Consider the following 20,237-nt stretch of genomic DNA (forward strand, 5'->3'; position numbering starts at 1 on the left):
AACCCCGTATCCCTCAGGCAAAAAGCACCAGTGATGCTGAAGACAGCAATAGAAACGCGCAAATCACATCGATCACTCTGCGTCCGCGGTCATTTCCCTGATTTATCCGTTTTGCCAGAGTCGAACTGACCAGCGTGTAGCCGAGCAACACAGGATATTCCAACGCGATAGCCAACAGCCCGAGCAGCAGGATAGCTATCCCGCCCTGTCCGTCAGAGACGCCAATGAATACCGGCAACAGCGCGCAGAAAAACAGGAGCGATTTAGGGTTAGAAAGCTGCAACAGAAAACTTTCACGGAATAGGGAAGATAAGGAATACACCTCTTTGTGTGCAATTTTCAGGGCAGAACCTCTGGAGGATTGCCACAAACGTTTTAACGCCAGCCAGACCAGATACAGTGCCCCAGCATAGCGCAGGATCTGATAAACATGCGGCCACGCCATCAACAATGCCCCCAACCCCACGGCAGAAAGCAGACAATACAGCGCGTTACCACACAAAATGCCCAACACTGACAGTTGCGCCCGCTGCCAGCCCTGAGTAAACGCATGGCTCGTAACCTGGATCACCGCCGGACCAGGCGTTACGTTTAACGCCAAATTAGTGAGAACAAAAGTTAACAACATGTTCGACACAATCATGATGCGTTTAAAACCTCGCTTGCAGTGTGATTCGCCGACAAAACGAAGCCGTTAGTGATGGGATAGCGCCGCTCTCTTGAAAGTGCTAGCTCACTGATTTTAATTCCCGGCGCAGCCTGGCGCCGTTTGTATTCAGCTCTCTCCAACAACCCCGCGACCCGATGGATATCCTCAGACGAAAAACCCTTAGCCTTAAGTTCGTCGCAGGAAAGGTTTTCTTCGATCAAAAGCCGTAACAAGGCATCCAAGGTTTCGTAAGGCGGCAAGCTGTCACTGTCCTGCTGACCCGGCTTCAATTCCGCGCTGGGCGCTTTGGTCAGAATCGCTTGTGGGATCACATCCGTCGCCCGCAGGTATCCCTGCTGAGGCTGATATTGGTTACGCCACTGGCAGAGGGCATAGACCAGCGTTTTGTAGACATCCTTGATGGGATTAAAGCCCCCGCACATATCGCCATACAGCGTGCAATACCCCACGGCAACTTCGGACTTATTCCCCGTAGAGAGCAGCAGAGAGCCCCACTGATTAGATAACGCCATCAGGAGCGTACCACGGATGCGAGCCTGAAGATTTTGCTCCGTGAGGTCTTGTAAGGGTTCATCCCCCAGGAACCAGGAAAGCGTCTGTTCTAATGCGGCATGCGGTTCTGCTATCGGCAGTGAATAAAGCATGATACCGCAGCGTTGCGCCAGTTCCCGCGCATCCGCCATACTTCCGTGACTGCTATAACGTGAAGGTAACATCACTGCACGAACCTGCCCGACACCCAAGGCATCAGCGGCCAGTACCGCCACTAGTGCTGAATCAATACCGCCAGAAAGCCCCAGCAATACGCTGCCAAAACCATTTTTCACGGCGTAATCACGTAAGCCTAACAGCAATGCATGGTACAAATCCGCAAGCGGATCCTCATCGGGCTCTGGCACAGACTGCATCAGACGCGGCTGACCACTTTGTCTGTCGAGATAAACGGTGAATGACTGTTCCTGCCAGGCGGGCCAATGCATGACCACACTCCCCTGCGCATTCAATACGGCACCACCCCCGTCGAATACCAGTTCATCCTGTCCTCCCAGCAGATTCAGATAAATTAGCGGAAGACGGGTTTCACTGACCCGCTGGCGCAACACTTGCAGGCGCTGGGCTCGTTTGTTTTGTGTCCACGGGCTAGCATTGAGAGAAATAAGCACCGTCGCTCCGGCACGTTCCAGTTGTCGGGCTAGACGTGGCAACCAGGCATCTTCACAGATCATCACCCCCAGTTGTTGCCCCCGGAACGTCACCGGACAAGGTGACTGCCCCGGCTGAAACCAGCGCGCTTCATCAAAAACGCCGTAGTTAGGCAGTTCGCACTTGGCGATAATCTGTACAATCCTCCCCTTATCAATCAGCAACGCGCTATTGATCAGTTTTCCCTGGTCATACCACGGTGTCGTCAGCATTAATGCCGTATCCGCGCTGACCGACAGTGCCACCAGAGCAGTAACTTCCTGCTCGATCTGCTGCATAAAGGCGCGCCTCAACACCAGATCTTCAGCCGGATAGCCGGACAGCGCCATCTCTGGTAAAAACAGCAAGTCAGCATGACGTGCCCGCGCCTGCTGCCAGGCTTGCTGAATACGCTGACTGTTGCCGGCAATGTCACCGACGCGGCTGTTCATCGCACAAAATTCGAAACAAAGATCTGCGTTCATACAGATATTTCCTTCAGCGTGAGGGAAGGTAACAGATTGAATAACAAAGAAGTCATGGTTTCAGGCTGATTCTGCAGGAAGAAGTGTCCGCCAGGAAGGCTGGCGCATTCGAAAGAGGCACGGGTGCAACGACGCCATTCCTTAATCCCCGTCAGCGTCGTCAGCGGATCGTCTTCACCATAAAGTGCCACGATCGGGCAGTCCAGAGCGCCTTCCGAAGGCGGCAGATAGCCGTCGAGTAAACGATAATCGGCCTGTATTGCCGGAGCAAACCAAGCCATCAGTTCTGTTGAGCGCAGAATTTCCGGCGGTGTACCACCGAGGTCTGCCAGATAACGAGTCAGTTCAGGCAAATCCATCTGATGCACCTGTCGGGACGGCTGTTGGCAATGTGGTGCATTCATCGCGCAGACCACCAGCGCTGCCACCTGCTTATTCTTGCTACGAAGGACCCGTGCCGTTTCATAAGCCACCAGCGCCCCAAGACTGTAACCTAGCAGTACCACCGGCTGCTCTGCAGCGATCTCTTGTGCCGCCTGGCGTGCTAATAATCCCAGCGAGGCAGCAAAATCGGCCGATACACGACTTCCTCGCCCGGGATAGACGTACTGTCGCAGCGATAATGCCCGTGGCCATCCGGCATTAAGCGAGATGAAAGCGTTATCGCTGCTGCCAGCATAACCGAATGCATGACATTTCATTCAACGGCTTCCTGTTCAATCATCCCAGCCAGACGACGGCGCAATACCTTACGTTGAATTTTGCCGATGGATGTCCGTGGTATGTTCTGGCTTTCACACCGGAACAAACGGTACGGCACTGCGTCGATAATTTCGCCTGCACGCTGCGCTATCCGGCTGGCTACCGTCTGGGCATCGGCCCCCGTCTGGACGACGTAAAAAATACCGATGAGTCCGGCTGCCATACAGACAGCGGTGTAGCCAGCACGGACGCCTGGCAACCGTTCCAGCTCGGCTTCAAGCTGATAACCGGGCATCGCGATACCCTCAATAGCATCGCCCTCACGATCGGTGATATACAATCGCCCTTGCTGCAGAAATGCGCGGTCGCCTGTCACAAACCAGCCCTCGGGCAGGAAGCAGCTTTCGGCCTCACCGTTAAAGTATCCCCGAGTCACGGAAGGACCTCGGACCTGCAAATCGCCCACCTCACCTTCCCGGAGTAACTCTCCCTTCGCACCCGTGACACGCAAACTTGCTCCGGGGATAGGCATACCTGAATCGACATAACCACTGATCCGCTGGCCATCGCCATCTGACCAGGTCAGCCCCGAGCAAGTTTCTGACATGCCGAATGCGGGCCGCAATGCAGCAGCCGTTAACCCATAACCTGCGAATTGCCTGACACAGTGAACCATCTGGTCACTGATACTTTCTCCGGCATTAACCAGAAAACGCAGGCTGCTGAAGTCCCAGTCAGGTGCAGCCTGGCATTGTGCCAGTTGGCTGAAGACATGATTAGGTACCCAACCGACTGTTGCCCGGTTCTGTGCGACCTGGCGAGGAAAACGCCCCAGATCGGCTTCTACCCAGGCGGTGGCCAGATGGATTTGTTGCGCCGCGCAGCAGGTAGGCAAAATACCCAAAAATGCCACTGAACCAACGTGTTCCATAGGCATCCAGTTCAGGAAGACATCCTGTTCCGTAAAATTATTCATCTGCGCGCTTCCTGCTGCCATCGCGAGCAATGCACGGACACTTTGAGTCACCAGCTTGGGTTGCCCGGTAGAGCCTGATGTAGGGAAAATGACGGCTAAATCATCACCTCGTGCTACCGTCCGGGTCAGTTCACGACTGGCAGGCCGTGCACGTAACATCGCAACGTCAATAACAGGCATCTGTGCCTGCGGCATGTTTTTCTGGAGCAACCGGAAATGCGCCAGATCTCGACCCGCACCAATCATTGCAGCAGGGCGAATTAACTTCAGGGCTGCCAGTGCTTGTGTTAACGCTTGCTCATTCTCCGGCCAGGGTTGTCCGGCGGCAATCGGTACCGCAACAGCACCGAGCAACAAACATCCCCAGAGAGAAAGTACAAAATCTGCTGGGCAGAGCAGGCGCAACAAAACCCGTTCCCCCGGCTTTATTCCCGCTTCTGCCAACGCATGACTGGCAGCAATAGCCTGTGGATAAAAATCTGCGTAGCGCCAGAACGAGCGCTCTCCTTCAGCATTCAGGGTTTCAATCCCATTATCCGGATGACGCGCTGCCAACCGGAGTGCGTCTTGCAGGGAGTTGAGCGACCATAAACTATGCTGTGGTGATGCGCCGTGGGACAATGCCAGGGTCATAAAAGATCCTCCAGAAGAAGTACGTTGCCAGTCATTGGCGATGAAAAATGCTGTCTTAACCATTGCAATGCCTGACGGTCGGGCAAAATCAGCGTGCACTGGTCTGCGTCAAATACGTACTCATCCACCGGCAGCCGCCATTCGCGCTTCCATGTGAAGTCCACCCCGTTTTCCGGTACCAGCGTGACGTGACGAAAACGTTGATCTGCACTAAGGCACTCCGCCTCAAACAAAGGTTGATGGATGGTTTGCCGTGCTCCCTTGGCAAACATGGCATTGCGATCGAACTGCAACCCGTAAGGTGCAAAATTTAACCCCGCCGACCGCGCATTGAGCAGCAGCCGTGCAGCCTGAATAAGGGGAATTTCAGTAAAAGCGATGCAGCGGCGTTCTCCTAAAATGTAGGGAGGAAGTTCACCCGTCAGCGTTCCGCGTTGCAGGATGGTCAGCAGGTCAGACAACGGCGTATTGTCAGCGCCAGGTTTCATCCACCACACCAGCTTTTCGCTCAAATCGCTGCGCAACCAGTTAATCATTTGCCTGCTCCTCCAGCGTTGAACGTTGGTTTTTCCCCAGCCAGTAAGGCAATTCGACCCACAACAAAACTGCAGCAAACAGCGCGCAGAATACCCAGCCCGTCGCGACCAGCCCAACCCGGTCAGAAAGCGCCCCACCCACAATAATAGCCAGCACCATACCGAGCGTGGAAATCGATAACGCACTGGATGACACCGCCGCCATCGCCGACTGAGGGCATTGAACAATCATATTTTTCTGACAGAAGGTGAAGGCTATCTCGAAGACAAACAGATAGAGTGCGTAGCCGGTCAGACTCAACCAAACCACAGGCGTCAACAGCGAGAACTGCATCAGCACAATGCTCAGTAACGCAATAAGCCACGGTTGATTACGCCAGCTTTGGTTTTCACCCTGCATCAGCAAAGCCACCACTAACGCACCGAAAAAGAAACTGGCACTGGCGATCGCCTGCAGCAACATGACCCCCTCTTCCCCCAGTCCCAGAAGATTGATGGGCAACAGGGTCCGCGCGACATTATGAAACCCCTGCAAAAGTGCCGTGGTCAGGATCACCCAGACAAATTGCCGGCGCAGTTGGGGTTGTTGACGCAGTGCATCGAATGCCGGGCGTAATGCGCTGCCACTGCTAGCTGGCGCAGCGCTTTCCATTCCTCGGTTACGAAGCCATAACAGGAAATACAGACTGCCTGAGACCACGAAAGTCAGACTGTCAATGAATGCTACCCATTCCAACGAGACTTTTTCCACTAATGCAGCCCCAAGCAAAGAGCCGACGGCAATACCGATAAAAGTCCCGGTACCGAACAGCGATGCAGCACGCCCCAATAAAGGCGCGGGAACACTACTTTTAAGCGCAACCACACGCGCCGCTTTACTGAGGCTTTCCACCAGCCCGCGCAAAGCGAGAAGTACAAATATTAGCCACAAATGCTGATAGCTCAGGCCTATTGCCAGTGACACCACGCCCCCCAACCACTCACTTCCCGCAGCCAGTCTGGCAGCAGGAATACGTTGCAAAAGGCGACTGACCAGCGGCGCGGAAAATATAATAGCTCCCCACTGCACGGCAAAAACTGCCGATGCCAGAAAATTACTGCCGGTGATCCGCCATACATAAACTGACAGTGAAAGCATCAGTAAAAAATTACCCAGTGTACTGATCAAAACCGCTGACCAGATGGTTTGCAGACTTTTATTACGCAGTGTTTCAGTAAGATTGCTCATGGAGCGCCCTCCCCGGCAGGGGCTAGATGGTAATCAGTGGGATCAAGGCGATACTCAACCATCAAACGTTTCGATTGTTTTTCTATCCAGGGGCAGAATTCGCCAAGCAACCGCTGCTGACCGGCAAGATCCTCATCCGGCGAAATGGCCCATGCCATTGCCTGACGGCACAGACCGGCCTGATGTGGGTACTGCATGCAAAATACCTGACAGCAAAGTGCTAGATCCCGTGTGTAGCAATGCTGTTGTTCCATAGTCAGCTCGAACGCGGCGCGGACCACTGCCTTCATCATCCATTCGCACAGAAACTGCGGCTTTGCCTGCCATTCACGCTGGATCAGACGCCGCTGATATTCAGCGACCCGCTGAGGTAGCCACAACGCCTCCCCCATGATGGCAACGCCGGGTCGATAAGGCGCCAGCAGAGAGGCATAATCCACCCCGTAAAGCAGCAGTGATTGGGTTTTAATAAAAAATGGCCATACCCCCAGATAATTGCCCAACACTTCGTATTCATGGCAGGTGGTAAATTCCAGCTCCGTCACCCCTGGGAGTAATGTGCGTAATTCAGCAGCCAAGGCAGCCTCTATGGCTAACGGCTCTGTCGGGCACGCATCATCGAGGACGGCAAAGGCGTCCAGATCAGACAGATGCGGTACAAACGTGCCGCGTGCCACTGAACCTCGCAGATAAACGGCCCGCAGCCCGGACGGAAAAGCATGCTGGAACGCCCCGACCAACCGTTGACCAAATTCAGCCGGAAAATAACTGTGTGAGGTGTCATTGACAATGTATCCGTGTTCATCCAGCGGAAAGAAGCGGCCATGTGCCTCAGCGTGCGTCATTTTTTTGAGTCTCCTGAGTGACAGTATCAAGTTTGCCGAAGGTCGCTATTACGGTCTGAGTCGCTTCAATCGCCGCCGGCCAGCCGTTAAATAACGCCGTAAGTTCAACCGCGTTCAAAACTTGTTCCCGCTGCCAACCCTGTCTTAATGCCGCACCGGTACAAAACTCCAGCAATGCAGCAGGCGTACCTGCCGTGCAGGCCAGTACTAACGACAACAGAACGCGGGTTTTCTCATCGACAGCCTGTTCTGTTACAAAATGATCGCCCAGTTCCTGCAAGAAATGTTGTTTAAACTTAGGGGCATGCAGACGCATCCCGTGCAGAAGCCCGTGCGGGTTACCCATCGGCAATGCCAAAGATTCAATAGTTTGCATACCACGTGTCAGGCGATCCGGGTGAGTGTTGCTCATGAGTTATTCCTTTGTGTCTGAACGGGTGTACGGCGTTCGCGAACTTGCGCCAGCGCGGCGCGGCGTTTGCTGGCATGCGTATTGATATCGGAGAGCACTTGTGGCCCGGTTACCTTTTGTGCAAGGGATCGACTCAGCGCCCTGATGTTAGGGTTAGCAAACAGATCAACGACCGCCAGAGGGCGGCCTAACGCTCGGGTGATCCGCTCGCTGGCCTGTACCATCATCAATGAATTGGCACCCATCTCGAAAAAATTGGTGTCACAATCGGGCAGCGCGTTTAGTTCAAGCAACTGTTGCCAGACTTCAGCGATAACCCGTTCGTCAGAGGTGAGCGGAGTAACTTTTCCCCGTGATTGCTGGGGGATTTGCTGGGGTAAACGACGGCGATCCACCTTGCCGCTGGCCGTTAAAGGCAGTTCTGGCAAAAGCGTGAAACTTGAAGGCACCATGTAGGCAGGCAGTTTTGTCATCAGCGCCTGTTTCAGGGTATCGAGCTTTACCGCGCCCGGTGAACTTTCCGCAATCCAGGCCGCCAGCACAGGGTTTCGTTCATCACCAATCACATTAACTGCGCAGTGACGTATTTCCGGCAGTTGCCCCAGACAGGCATCAATTTCACCCAGTTCGATACGGTTACCGCGCAATTTGACCTGGAAATCCAGTCGCCCCAGGAAGGTCAGTACACCGTCATTGTTCCAGCGTCCAAGGTCACCACTGCGGTAGAATCGGCGGCGTTCGCCATCGGGTAAGGTGCGCCAGACAAACGTTTCCGAGGAGTTCTGTCCGAAATACCCTTCTGACAAACCTGGTCCGGCAATGCAAATTTCACCCACTGCCCCCTCTGGCAAAACCATCCCTTGCTCATCCATCACCAGCAATTGCGTATTGGGATTGGCAATACCCAGTGGCACGGTCAGTGCCTGTTCATCGCCAGGGGTCGCGACATGTGTGGCGCTGGTCATGGTGGCTTCAGTAGGCCCGTACTGATTGATAAGAGTAAGCTGTTGACCAAAAACACGCCGGGAATGAGTGAGATCGTCACCGCGCAGCCGTTCGCCGTTAAGCATAAGTACCCGCAGTGCGCCAAGGGCCTGGTTTTCTGCCAGCAATGCACGCAGTAACGTAGGGACCATCGACAGCACATGACTGACGCGATGTTCGGCCATCAGGGTCAGAATGCGTGCCGGATGCGTTGCCGTGGCATCATCAGGCAAAATAGCGGTTGCACCACAGGCTAGAGTGGCGAACAGATCGCGCACAGCGGGATCAAAACTGAAAGACGTGAGTTGCAGCACACGGTCGCCCGTCCCCAGCGCCAGACGGCGGATCAGGAACAGTAAGTCGTGCGCCACGCCTCCGTGCCGGATAGGCACACCTTTTGGTACACCGGTGGAGCCTGAGGTGTACATCAGATAACAGCACATCTGTGCATCAACCCTCCGGTTCACCGCCGTGTCAGGCTGCCCTTCCGCAAGTAATGCAAGGCAATGCTCGTCAATATGCAGCGTAGGTCGTGCCTGATCGCGTACCAAAGATTGTCGTTCTGCGGGCCACTGCGGATCGACAGGCAGATACATACCGCCCGCTTTAAGTACGCCATATAGCACCGCAATTCGGGCGGCACTGCGTGGCAGACACACGGAAACACAGTCACCGGAGGACACCCCTGCGGCGATAAGGCCATGTGCCAGCCGGTTGGCCCACTCATCAAGTTGCGTGTAGCTGAGGCTGCCGTCAGGCCCTATGACCGCCGTCGCCTGCGGCGTGCGCTGCACCTGTTGCTCGAATAGCCCATGCAATGTGCCCGTGGTATCGAGCGAGAGGTCGGTGTGGCACAACCTTTCCTGCTGGCCCGCAAAATCCTCTGCGGATAGAAGACTCAGTTTGCCCGTAGCTTCCTGAGGTGTTGCCAACATGGCGATGAGCAGCCGTTGCCAGGCCTGTGCCAACCGGGCCATCGTGTCTTTGCCATACAAAGCCGTGCGATAAGCGAGATAACCGCTGAAGGCCTCGTCCTGCGGTTGGAAATGAACGTTAAGATCATATTTTGCCTGCTGCGACAACGCAGGACAGGCAGTGACTTTTATCCCCTCAAGTTCCAGTCTGCTCAGGTTAGCCGGATCTTCCACCACCTGAATCTGAAATAAAGGTGACTGTTGTGCATTTCGTAACGGATTGACGACATCCACAATCTCTTCAAAAGGCAGTTCGGCTGCGCTCATGGCCTGATCAAAGGATGACGCCACCCGACGAACGATCTCTTCTGTTGACAGGGCGCTATCACACTGCACCCTCAACGGGATGTTATTAAGCAATGGACCGATGACCCGGTCACTGTCAGGATCATCACGCAGTGCAACCGGTACGCCCAGAATCAGATCATCCTGACGACTGTATCGCTGCAACAAAATGAACCAGCTGCTTAACATCACAATAAACGGCGTGACGTTCCATTGGCGCGCCTGTTGCCTGACGCGCTGCCACTGTTGTGGTGACAGTTCCAGTTTTTGGACCCCTGCCTCACGCCCCGGATATTGCCCCTCTGCACCATCCGCCGGAAACAGTGACGTTTGCGGCGCATCGGTCAGCCAGCTTTTCCAGTGCTCGCGTAACCCCGGATAATTCATCTCACGTAGGCGGATTAACCCGGAAAACTGTGGCGCAGGTTCGACAGGAAGAACGTTCTGCCATGCAGCCTGTAAATCCTCCATCAGCACCGGCAATGACAACCCATCAGCGGCAATATGATGCAGATTAACCAACAGGTAGTGACGTTTTTGTGCCGTATGCACCAGCGCAAAACGGATAAAACGATCCTGTGCCAGATCGACAGGTTCCGCATGAAACCGCTGACGGAACGCCGGGAAATCCCCTTCGGTAATGTCATACTCTTCCAGTGCTACCGGACCATCCTGTAGCGAGACAGCGTAACGGGGTCCCTGTTGATCCTCAATCAACCGACTGCCAAGGATTTCATGCCGCGCGACCACTGCGGCCAGTGCATTCTGCAACCGGGAGCTGTCCAGCATGCCCTCCAGTTGCCAGGCGGCACACATGGAATAATCGCTGCCCGCCCCGCCGAGACGCCAAAGGAACCACAACCTTTGCTGCATCGCGGTAAGAGGATGCTGCGCATGGGGATCACGGGTGTACACAGTTGCCGGTAAAGGTTGATCCACGGGTAACCGGGCCAGCGCATCGGCAAAATCGGCAAGACGAGGCTTTTGCAGCAACAGACCGGTACGCGCAGGTCGCTTAAGACGACGACGGACTTCGCGCACCATTTCCATCGCCAGTAGTGAATGCCCGCCAAGCGCAAAAAAATCGGCATCACGATCCTCAACCAGACAGCCCAGCAATGATTGCCAGATCTCCGCTACCTCCTTCTCCAGCCCCGGATGTAACATACCCTCCGACGAAACATATTGGCCCGGCGGCAGAGTCTGTGGTAACGCGTTACGGTCAATTTTTCCACTGCGCGTCAGCGGCATATCATCCAGCAGCACGTAACGTGCCGGCATCTGATAGTGCGCCAGCCGCTGACTGAGTGCATCGCGCAAGTTCCGCTCAGTTAAATCGGGTTGGGTACTGCAATAAAAAGCAACCAGAATGGCATGACAGCGGGTATCTTCACGTAAGGCAACGGCTGTTTTATCCACCAAACCTGTGGCCAGTAATGCGGCTTCGATTTCTTCAATTTCAATACGATAGCCATTAAGCTTTATCTGGCGATCGCTGCGGCCGAGATAGTAAAGATTGCCGTCTTCGCGTAATTGAGCGCGGTCGCCGGTTAAATAACGCCGATGGTTGACGCCGCAGCCCGCGGGTAAAAACTGTCGAGCTGTGATATCGGGCCGTTGGTGATACCCCAGCCCGACGCCGTCCCCGTCGATCATCAGTTCACCTGTGGTACCCGGCGGCAGGGGCTGCCCGTGAAGATCGACCACAGAAAGAACAGCCCCCGGAACAGGCCGCCCGATGGGGACGGGATTATCCCGTGCGTCCAAAGGACGCTTCAGCCGGTGCCAAGCCACCACATCGGCACACTCTGTCGGCCCGTAACTGTTAATGAAATGGCATGGTGTCGGTCGTTGTTGTTGCCACTGGCGAAGAGGTGCCAGCAGGATCGGTTCCCCTCCGAGCACCACATACCGCAGGGAGTCAAGTGCGACATAGTCCCGTTCTCTAGATTCTTGCAGTAGAGAGATAAACGCTGTCGGCGTACAGTTAATGACGGTGGCACGGAATTGCGTCAGAGCAGCCAGAATGGCCTGGGGATCAAACTGCTCCATCACAGGGAAAAGGACCTGCCCGCCACACATGAGTGGCGCAAACAGATTTTTTTGCGTTAAATCGAAAGACGTATTGCTGATCAACAGTGCGTGCATCGGCTCTTCTTGCGTAAGCTCTTGCAGATACCAGTCCAACAGGCGCGACACCCCTCCGTGATGCACAATCGCTGCTTTAGGCGTTCCCGTTGAACCGGAGGTAAATATCAGCCAGGCAGGGTCAAGCGGTGAAGGAGAGCACGGCACCCAATCCTCAGCACACTCTCCCGCAGGGAGAGTGTGTGGATCAATCACCCGGACCAGCCCGGCATCCGCAATCATGCCTTGTAAACGCGCTTGAGGTTGTTGATTATCCAATGGCACATAGGCACACCCGGCGGCCAGGACACCTAAGGTCGCCGCCAACGACTGCGGTCCGGCAGGCAGGCAAATGCCTACGTTGGAGCCAGGGCAAACTCCCTCCGCACGCAGCCATTCCACTATTCGCCCGACTCTTGCCCACAGTCGCGCATAAGACCAGTATTCATCTCCTTGTGCGACGGCGATGCCCTGTGGCGTCCGTTTGACCTGCCGTTCAATGCGCGCCAGTATGCTATCCGGCGCTTGCGGCAGCACCGGTAATCCGGTATCCGTCCAGAGACGTGTTGCCTGAAGCGGCGCGTAAGGCGCCTCTGCCATTTGTTGCAAAAGGCGCAGATAGGCCTCGCCCATTCTGCTCACTTCCTGAGACGTTAATGCCCCCTTACGGAATTCGAACAGGCACTGCGGCTTTTTACCCGGAATGACAGTAAGCATCAGGTCAAACTTGGGTTGCCGGGGCTGATAACGAATCAGGCTGATATCAATGCCGGGCAATGCAAACCCGTCAGTAAGATCACTTTCAAGGCTGAACATAATATTGCTTACGGCATTCGGGTGCCGGAACATTAGCTCCCGATATGAGGCGTGACTGTGAAGCATGCTTTCCTGCGTCTGCTCCGCCAGCGCCTGCACCAGCGAATGTAATGTTTGTTCAGGTTTCATACGCGCACGACTGAACAGCGTATTGACCAGAAACCCTACGCGCGAGGAGTCTTGCATGTCATTGCGGTTGGCATAAGGGGTTTGCAAAATAGTGTCGTTTTTTCCATACAGTTTACTTAGCAGCAGATGGAAGACCGCATTCAGCCAATGGTGCAGGCTAATACCGCTCTGGCCGGATAAATCTGAAAGACGCTTCCACAGCGCGTCGTCGACGGGAAATACCAGATGGTCAGTCTGCGATGGCTCACGTCCGGCTGACGGGAACAAGATAGGTTCGGGTGCATCTTGCAGGTAGGCGTCCCACCAGGTATCAGCCTCATGAGTATCGGCGACACGCCGATATAAAGGCAGGTTCTCTCCCGCCGGTGCCTGTCCCTGATAGCGTTGAGCCAATCTGCTGAGCACTATTCCCAGGCTCCAGCCATCAAGCGCCGTATGATGAAAAACCATCAGCAACATATGACAATTTTCGCTCCGCTGCAGTAATTGCGCGCGAAGCGGTGCCTCTTGTGCTAAATCAAAAGCCGGAGCGGCCAGCGCATTCAGCCACTCCTGCGGCGTACCGGCAGGAGCCTGTCGTAAAATAATCTCCGCAGGTCCATTTGCAAGGCGCTGGTATAAGCCCTGATCGGTTTCTACCAGCCGGGTACATAGTGCTGGGTGAGACGCAATTTCTTCATTCAAACTCCGGCAAAGCAATGCCGGATCCAGTGGCCCCGAGAGTTGCAAGCCCAGAGCCAGATGATAGGCATCACCGGCCTGTTGTTGTTGCCACAACCAAAGCCGGGTCTGTCCTTCACTGGCAGGTATACCATCACCTTCGCCGGTCAACAGTTGTAGTAACCCAGACTTGTGCAACTGTAAGCGGTTTTTAAGTTCTTCATTTATTACCCCTTTCGGCGCCCGGATACGTAATTTTCCCCCGGCCTGTTCCAGGGCTACGCCCATCGCCGTTAACTGCTCATAGAGCGCAATTATCTGGTTCATAATGAAATTTCCTCAAGATCATCGCGAGATGCGTTCTGTTGCAGATAGGCATTCAAGGCATCCGCCTGTTCCCCCAGCACTCGGTGATTGAGCAGCAAAGCCACTGGAATCTCGACATCAAAGAAGTGACTTAACCGCTGACGGAGTTGCACAGCGAGCAGGGAATTCCCCCCCAGACTGACGAAATGCGCCTCCCGGTTCAGAGGGCGCTGCCCCAAAACCTGATGCCACAAATCCGCCAGTTGATGTTCATCCTCACGCAACAAAGGCTGCGATGGAGAATCTCCCGCCACAGGCTGCGGCAAGGCGCGACGATCAATTTTGCCGTTCGGTGTCTGTGGGAATGTATCCATCGCCAGCCAGGCCGAAGGCACCATCCATTCTGGCAGTACCTGCAAAAGGTGGCAGCGCAATGCCACAGCGCCCGGGTCACGCCCTGCGGGGATGTACCATGCGGATAACTGCTTTTGTCCTGCAGGATTATCAATCACATTGACGACGACTTCACGCAGGCCCGGTGCACGCAGCAAGCAGCGTTCAATCTCGCCAATTTCGATACGATAGCCGTGCAACTTTATCTGGTGATCCAGGCGTCCCAGATAAACCAAACGCCCGTCAGGAAGGAGGCGGACGCGATCACCGGTACGGTAGGCGCGGGTTTCAAGATGACTCAACGCCGCAGGCAACATAAAGGCGGCAGCATTCAGCTCAGGCTGTTGCAGGTAACCTTGCGACAGCTTCTCGCCAGCCAGCCACAGCTCTCCCGGCATGTTTTGCGCAACAGGCTGCAGGAATTCGTCCAGCACATAAGCCCGGGTACCTGGGAGCGGGGTCCCAATTGTTTCTTCGCCGCCGAGATATCTCTGCGCGCAGGTGGAATAAACGGTGTCTTCAGTCGGCCCGTATAGATCCAGTAGCCTTGGGAGCGGTACGCATCTCAGGAGGCGATCAACCAGGGACTGGCGGAAAGGTTCACCGGCCACCAGCGCCACCCGCGCGCGCTCAGGGAAAGCATCAGCCTGAAGCAGGGCTTCAACAGCAGAGGGGACGGTGTTCACCAGCGAAACATCCACCGGATGTACGGCCAGATCGAGGATGCGTTCAACCATGACGCAACAGGTGCCCAGACACAGTGGCACAAAAATTTCAAATACCGACAGGTCAAAACAGACAGATGTCGATGCCAGTACACGCTCCCGCTCCTGATCACTCAGGCAACCCTGTGCCCAGTCCAGAAGCGCGGCGATATTGGCATGTGTTACCTGGACCCCTTTCGGTCTGCCGGTAGAGCCGGAAGTGTACAAAACATAAGCGACAGAGTCAGACTGTGCCGCAGCCAGGCGCCCTGTGACTTCCGGCATTAAATCTTCCGGAGTAATGACCCGATGCTCTGGGAATCGTGCACATTCACGCGTCATCACGATACGACACTGGCTGTCTTCCATCATCATCGCCAGACGTTCCGCCGGGTAGCTGAAATCCATGGGCACGTAGCTGGCTCCTGCGGCATGAATCGCCAGCATGGCTGCAGGCAGGTGGCGATCGCGCGCCATGGCCAGGCCAATACGTTCGCCCGGCTGAACATTCTGCTTATGCAGCAGTGCCGAGTAACCTTCAGCCAGTGTCAGTAAATCCCGATAAGAACAATTGCCGTTCCGGTCTTCAACAGCGATCTTCTCAGGATGTTTCCCTGCCTGTTGGCAGAAACGGGTTATCACATCATCCCGGCGTAAATCAGGCACTGCAGGCCGCCAGAGCAGACCTAGTGCCGCCTGCTCATGGACCGGCAGATACCCCAACCGGTTAATTGCAGTGTCAGGCTGACGTAAAGCCTCGCTCAGCCACTGTTGTAAATGTCCCAACAGCCGTTGTGCCGTGGCGATATCACAGCGGGTTGGCTCAAACTCCAGCTCTAGTACAATCTGTTGCGGTGAGGGGAAAACCAGCAGTGAAAATGTACTTTGCGCTGCCGCTGCGGGGATGAAACGCGGGGAATGCGGCATTTCGTTTTGGCATGCGAATACAGCATGATAAAGGCTGTTACGACGTGGCTGATGCTCACGCACCTGCTCAAGCAGCGAAAGGTAAGGCAGAAAACGATGACGCAGCAGCAAATGAGTTTTTGCCGTGACCTGTTCTAGCAACGTATTCAGGGTCGTCTCTTCATCTAACTGCAACGGCAATGGCAGTATGTTGACCGCATTACCCACCCATTGCGCCTGCCGGGGTGTACGGACTGAAACCGGCACACCCAGCGTGATATGCGTTTCACCACTGTAGCGTGCAAGTAATGCGGCAAACCCGCTGGCCAGTAAAACATGCAGCGTCGTTCTCGTCAGCCTCGTATGGTGTTTCAGCGCCTGGATCTCAGACGCAGGCAAAATGTGGCGTACGCTGGCCATCGCCGCCAGTTGCGACGGTATAGGCAGATTGAATTCTATTTGCTCCGGCGCCATGATCAGCGACGCCAGCCAACTGGCATCGGCTTTTTGATCAGAGGCAGCACTGGCGTGAGAGGCACCCAGCATAACTGGCAACGGGGTATCTCCCGTCACGCAATGCTCTCCGGCGACCACCCGAGCCAAATCCGCTAACAACGTCTGTGCAGCCATGTGGTCGATAACCAGATGATGAGCCGCCAGTGCCAGTTGGCTGCCCAGTCCATCAGAGGACAGCAGCGCACAACGCCACGGAGCTGTCGCAGCCAAATCGAAGGGACGTGAGCGGAAATCCATCAGCCATGCCGTGCGCTGCGCCGGTGTCCAACCAGAGACATCCACATATTCCAGCATCACACCGGTGCCAATGCTCCACTCGTTGTGATTCAGCGTTGCAGAGAGCTGTGGATGGGCAATGGTCAGTGTATCCAGCGAACGTTGCACCTGTTGTGATGTAACGCCGTCAGGAAGATCGACTAACGTCGCCAGATTGTAGAATGCGGTATCGGGATTAGCCTGCTGATGCAACCAGATCGCCTGCTGCCAGGGTGTGATCTCCGAAACTTGCTCTGTGTGAACTTCCGGGGATTGGTCCGCCAGCACGGAAACTGGTTGCGTCTGAAGCTGCTGATCGATAGTGTCCAGAGTCAGATCGTCGAGTAATAATTCCAGCGGAATTGACCTGTTCAGTTCCTGTTCCAGAAAGGCGTGCAATTCAAGTCGTTGTAGCGAATCAATCCCCAGCTCGCTCAGCGTATGTTGTGGCCGGACGCTGAGCCCTTTGGCCCCCAGCAACGTGATAAGCGCCGAATCACGGATCGTTGAAGATTTTGCTCGGTGTGAGGTGCCGATCGCTGAAATTTGCCCCGCTTGCCATTGGCTGCACATAAAACGCCGGCGCAGTTTACCGCTTGACGTTTTTGCTACCGTGCCGGGTTTGACAGCAACCAGATGCGCCAGCGTCAAGCCATGCTGCAGGGCAACAGCGCTACGGGTTTGTTCCAGCGCCCGTTCAAAATCAAAGTGACGCAAGGCACTGCGCCTGATTTCCTGTACGACCACCAGTTCGTCACCCGCCATAAACGTCACACCGCTGCCGCTGACAAACTCAGGGCAGGCACATTGCACTGTGTGTTCAATATCTTGCGGATAGTGGTTACGACCACGGACAATCAGCACCTCTTTTAAGCGTCCGGTCACATACAGCTGGCCCTCATGGAGAAATCCCAGATCGCCGGTACGCAGGTAGCTTTTGTCCGGCTCTTGCGCCAAAGATGCCCACAGCGTTGAGTTGGCTTCAGGCGCATTCCAGTACCCTTTAGTGACGCTGTTACCCAATAGCCAGATTTCACCAACCTGCCCGTCTGCACAGCGGGTGAGCTTATGAGGATCGGCGACAACTACTTGCATCTCCCCCCAGATATGTCCGCTGCTAACCAGCGTGACGCCTTTACCCTCCTGGCTGGCCAGTGCCAGACCGGCACTGAGCGCTTCGCTGTCGATAAGTAACGTGGTCAGAGGCGTCCCCGCCCGATCACCAGAAACGAACAACGTCGCCTCCGCCAGACCGTAGCAGGGATACATCGCCCCAGGTTGCAAGCCATAAGGGGCATAGGCGGCCTGAAAACGTGCCACGGTTTCACTGCGAATAGGCTCCGCACCGTTGTAGGCCACCGCCCAGCGTGATAGATCTAAACCTTCACGCTCTGCTTCGCTCACCTTATTTACACACAACGCATAGGCAAAATCCGGCCCCCCAGTGCAGGTCACCCCCGCCTCAGAAATCAGCTTTAACCAGCGCAGTGGTTTTTGCAAAAATGCCATCGGCGGCATCAGCCAGCAGCTTACGCCCAGATACAGCGGCTGCATGACATTGCCGATAAGTCCCATGTCATGAAACAGAGGTAGCCAGCTGGCAAACACTGTATGGTCGCCATTGCCCATCCCCTGACGGATAGCCCGCTGATTGCTCATCAGATTTGCATGAGTGACGATCACGCCCTTCGGATCACCGGTAGAACCTGAGGAATATTGCAGGAAAGCAATGTCCTCCCCCGTCAGAGCCGTCTCTTGCCATTCAATACTTTCTTCAGACAACGCCTCTTCCAGGCAGAGCATGGTAAAAACTTCACCTTCACTTTCACGCTGTACCTCTGCCAGGGTTTCCTGATTGGTCAGAATTGTGGTGGCCTGACTGCTGGCAATAAGTTTTTGCAAGCGGTCCGTTTTCGACCGGTTGCTCCCCGGTGGATACGCAGAGACGGCAATCGCTCCCGCGTATAAACAGCCGAAAAATGCCACGATAAAGTCAGTGCCTGGCCGGAACTGGAGCAGTACCGGCCGCTTACTCAGGTCATGATTGCGTAACATTTGCGCAACCTGACGAGCCTGTCGGTCCAGGTGTGCATAGCTCAGGGTCGTAGTGACACTTTCCCCATCCGGCAAGTAATGGAAAGCAATAGTTTCCGGGCGTTTTTGCGCCCAATATTGAATCACATGATGAAAACAGACGAGACGATCTACCGGCGATACCATATTTAAATCTCCCCCGCACTAAACTGGCGGCGGAATGCAGCGATCGCCGAAGCCGGTACACGCCAGGGGCCACAGTGAAGGTTGGCAGCCTGATACCCTCTTTCCACCAGCGCCTGATAGTGCGTCACGGCATGTTGCGGCTCTACCATCCCCAAGGTCGCCGGGTAATCAAACTTACCGGAGAGCAGACTGGAAAGAATACAGCCGGTGATATGATGGGCATTGTCATCGTCTGCCGGGTATTGCAGTGCCCACTCCAGCGCCTTTGGCACATAAATGCGGTGCCGGATTTCCGCTGGTGCACGCAGCGCTCCGCCTTCGGTGAACAGAATATCGCCCTGCGTTTCCAGGCGCTCAATCGCCCTGGATGCATCGAAGCAATGAGGGTCCGAATCGTCCACGACCAGCGTACCCGGGCGCAGCCGCGAGACATCCACAACGTCAGGGACATTAGTTGCCCCAACCAATGTCGTCGCCTCATAAATTTCATCCGGGCAAACTCGCCCCGAGGGAACAAACCTGAGTTTGCCTTCATAGCCCAGATCTTCACGCAGATGCCGCATCAGCGCATCAAGAGCTTCACGGCGGGAGTAAAGATCGCACAACGTCAGGCTGCGCGGATGGGGCAATACCGTCAACATCAGCGTAAGTGCCGCAGTGCCTACAGACCCTAGTCCAATGAAACTCAGATCCTCATCGGTCAGATTGCGACCGGCAACCTGTAGCAGTTTTTGCAATGACAGCACCACAGCCGATGTGGTGGTCGCATGCCCCGTAGTGATCAGAGGTTGGTCAGGGCGATGGCGGATATCCTGACCATAGCGGGTGGCCGATGGGATCAGACCCGTGAGTGAAACGGCGCGCGCGCCCAGCGAATGGGCAATGTTCAGGCTTTGCTCAACCAGCCGGACGATATCCCCACTTTGAGAATATATTTGCCCGTAGGTGCGCGGCAACGTCAGCGTAGCGATCCGTCCTTCAGGAAGCTGACGGATATTGCTAAGCAGGGGTAAATCACCGCAAATACCGTGGGTAATATCCCGCAAACTAAAACCGTTACCCACCACACGATCGTTCAGGCATGTAATAGACACCGCGTCGACCGGCTGCTCTTCTCCGGCAGCAAAAAGCGTCAGTAATGGCCGCTGATCCAGGGTCAGCCAAGGCGCAGGTTGATTTTCCAGCACCTCTTGGACTTCATTGGCAGTTTTAGCGCGTCGGGATAATTGAGCCAGCAGCTTATTTTTCAATTCTGGGCTCAGGGCAGACAAGGATGGATTCACATCAGACATA

11 protein-coding genes are annotated in these 20,237 nt (G+C 55.1%); all 11 read right to left on the reverse strand.

All coding sequences use genetic code 11. The features are described from left to right. Positions 1–13: 13 nt before the first annotated feature. From ACJ8QI_RS11915 to ACJ8QI_RS11965, 11 genes are read right to left on the reverse strand one after another with little or no spacing between them, the layout of a single operon-like run. Positions 14–643, reverse strand: a complete 630-nt coding sequence (locus ACJ8QI_RS11915; protein WP_016927152.1) for a LysE family translocator — start codon at positions 641–643, stop codon at positions 14–16. Next, positions 640–2,337: an NAD+ synthase gene (locus ACJ8QI_RS11920; RefSeq protein ID WP_097101751.1), complete on the reverse strand. Its 1,698-nt coding sequence runs from the start codon at positions 2,335–2,337 to the stop codon at positions 640–642. The genes ACJ8QI_RS11915 and ACJ8QI_RS11920 overlap by 4 nt, the downstream gene beginning before the upstream one ends. After that, the gene (locus ACJ8QI_RS11925) at positions 2,334–3,038 is read right to left on the reverse strand and encodes a thioesterase II family protein (protein WP_442532538.1); all 705 of its coding nucleotides are present in this window, start codon (positions 3,036–3,038) and stop codon (positions 2,334–2,336) included. The genes ACJ8QI_RS11920 and ACJ8QI_RS11925 overlap by 4 nt, the downstream gene beginning before the upstream one ends. After that, complete coding sequence (locus ACJ8QI_RS11930) at positions 3,035–4,711, reverse strand: AMP-binding protein (protein ID WP_442532539.1); 1,677 nt, start codon at positions 4,709–4,711, stop codon at positions 3,035–3,037. The genes ACJ8QI_RS11925 and ACJ8QI_RS11930 overlap by 4 nt, the downstream gene beginning before the upstream one ends. Continuing rightward, positions 4,645–5,184 carry a hypothetical protein gene (locus ACJ8QI_RS11935; protein WP_261450698.1) on the reverse strand — a complete coding sequence of 180 codons (540 nt, stop codon included), beginning with the start codon at positions 5,182–5,184 and terminating at the stop codon, positions 4,645–4,647. The genes ACJ8QI_RS11930 and ACJ8QI_RS11935 overlap by 67 nt, the downstream gene beginning before the upstream one ends. After that, positions 5,177–6,412: an MFS transporter gene (locus ACJ8QI_RS11940; RefSeq protein WP_442532540.1), complete on the reverse strand. Its 1,236-nt coding sequence runs from the start codon at positions 6,410–6,412 to the stop codon at positions 5,177–5,179. The genes ACJ8QI_RS11935 and ACJ8QI_RS11940 overlap by 8 nt, the downstream gene beginning before the upstream one ends. Continuing rightward, complete coding sequence (locus ACJ8QI_RS11945) at positions 6,409–7,257, reverse strand: hypothetical protein (RefSeq protein WP_442532541.1); 849 nt, start codon at positions 7,255–7,257, stop codon at positions 6,409–6,411. Before ACJ8QI_RS11945 ends, ACJ8QI_RS11940 begins: the two co-directional genes overlap by 4 nt. After that, positions 7,244–7,669, reverse strand: a complete 426-nt coding sequence (locus ACJ8QI_RS11950; protein ID WP_442532542.1) for a carboxymuconolactone decarboxylase family protein — start codon at positions 7,667–7,669, stop codon at positions 7,244–7,246. Before ACJ8QI_RS11950 ends, ACJ8QI_RS11945 begins: the two co-directional genes overlap by 14 nt. Then, entirely contained in the window at positions 7,666–13,971 is a 6,306-nt protein-coding gene (locus tag ACJ8QI_RS11955; protein ID WP_442532543.1) for an amino acid adenylation domain-containing protein, read from the reverse strand. The genes ACJ8QI_RS11950 and ACJ8QI_RS11955 overlap by 4 nt, the downstream gene beginning before the upstream one ends. Next, a complete protein-coding gene (locus ACJ8QI_RS11960; protein WP_442532544.1) occupies positions 13,968–18,944 on the reverse strand; it encodes an amino acid adenylation domain-containing protein in 4,977 nt (1,658 codons plus the stop codon). Before ACJ8QI_RS11960 ends, ACJ8QI_RS11955 begins: the two co-directional genes overlap by 4 nt. Before the next feature lie 2 nt (positions 18,945–18,946). Continuing rightward, complete coding sequence (locus ACJ8QI_RS11965) at positions 18,947–20,236, reverse strand: hypothetical protein (protein WP_442532545.1); 1,290 nt, start codon at positions 20,234–20,236, stop codon at positions 18,947–18,949. Between the last annotated feature and the right edge of the window lies 1 nt (position 20,237).

The sequence above is a fragment of the Serratia sp. CY84636 genome, assembly GCF_052166245.1.
Classification (GTDB): Bacteria; Pseudomonadota; Gammaproteobacteria; order Enterobacterales; family Enterobacteriaceae; genus Serratia; species Serratia nevei.

Bases quoted from the DNA above. Each gene is read 5' to 3' on its own strand.
- ACJ8QI_RS11915 (WP_016927152.1), bottom strand. From the start codon at position 643: ATGATTGTGTCGAACATGTTGTTAACTTTTGTTCTCACTAATTTGGCG.
- ACJ8QI_RS11920 (WP_097101751.1), bottom strand. From the start codon at position 2,337: ATGAACGCAGATCTTTGTTTCGAATTTTGTGCGATGAACAGCCGCGTC.
- ACJ8QI_RS11925 (WP_442532538.1), bottom strand. From the start codon at position 3,038: ATGAAATGTCATGCATTCGGTTATGCTGGCAGCAGCGATAACGCTTTC.
- ACJ8QI_RS11930 (WP_442532539.1), bottom strand. From the start codon at position 4,711: ATGGTTAAGACAGCATTTTTCATCGCCAATGACTGGCAACGTACTTCT.
- ACJ8QI_RS11935 (WP_261450698.1), bottom strand. From the start codon at position 5,184: ATGATTAACTGGTTGCGCAGCGATTTGAGCGAAAAGCTGGTGTGGTGG.
- ACJ8QI_RS11940 (WP_442532540.1), bottom strand. From the start codon at position 6,412: ATGAGCAATCTTACTGAAACACTGCGTAATAAAAGTCTGCAAACCATC.
- ACJ8QI_RS11945 (WP_442532541.1), bottom strand. From the start codon at position 7,257: ATGACGCACGCTGAGGCACATGGCCGCTTCTTTCCGCTGGATGAACAC.
- ACJ8QI_RS11950 (WP_442532542.1), bottom strand. From the start codon at position 7,669: ATGAGCAACACTCACCCGGATCGCCTGACACGTGGTATGCAAACTATT.
- ACJ8QI_RS11955 (WP_442532543.1), bottom strand. From the start codon at position 13,971: ATGAACCAGATAATTGCGCTCTATGAGCAGTTAACGGCGATGGGCGTA.
- ACJ8QI_RS11960 (WP_442532544.1), bottom strand. From the start codon at position 18,944: ATGGTATCGCCGGTAGATCGTCTCGTCTGTTTTCATCATGTGATTCAA.
- ACJ8QI_RS11965 (WP_442532545.1), bottom strand. From the start codon at position 20,236: ATGTCTGATGTGAATCCATCCTTGTCTGCCCTGAGCCCAGAATTGAAA.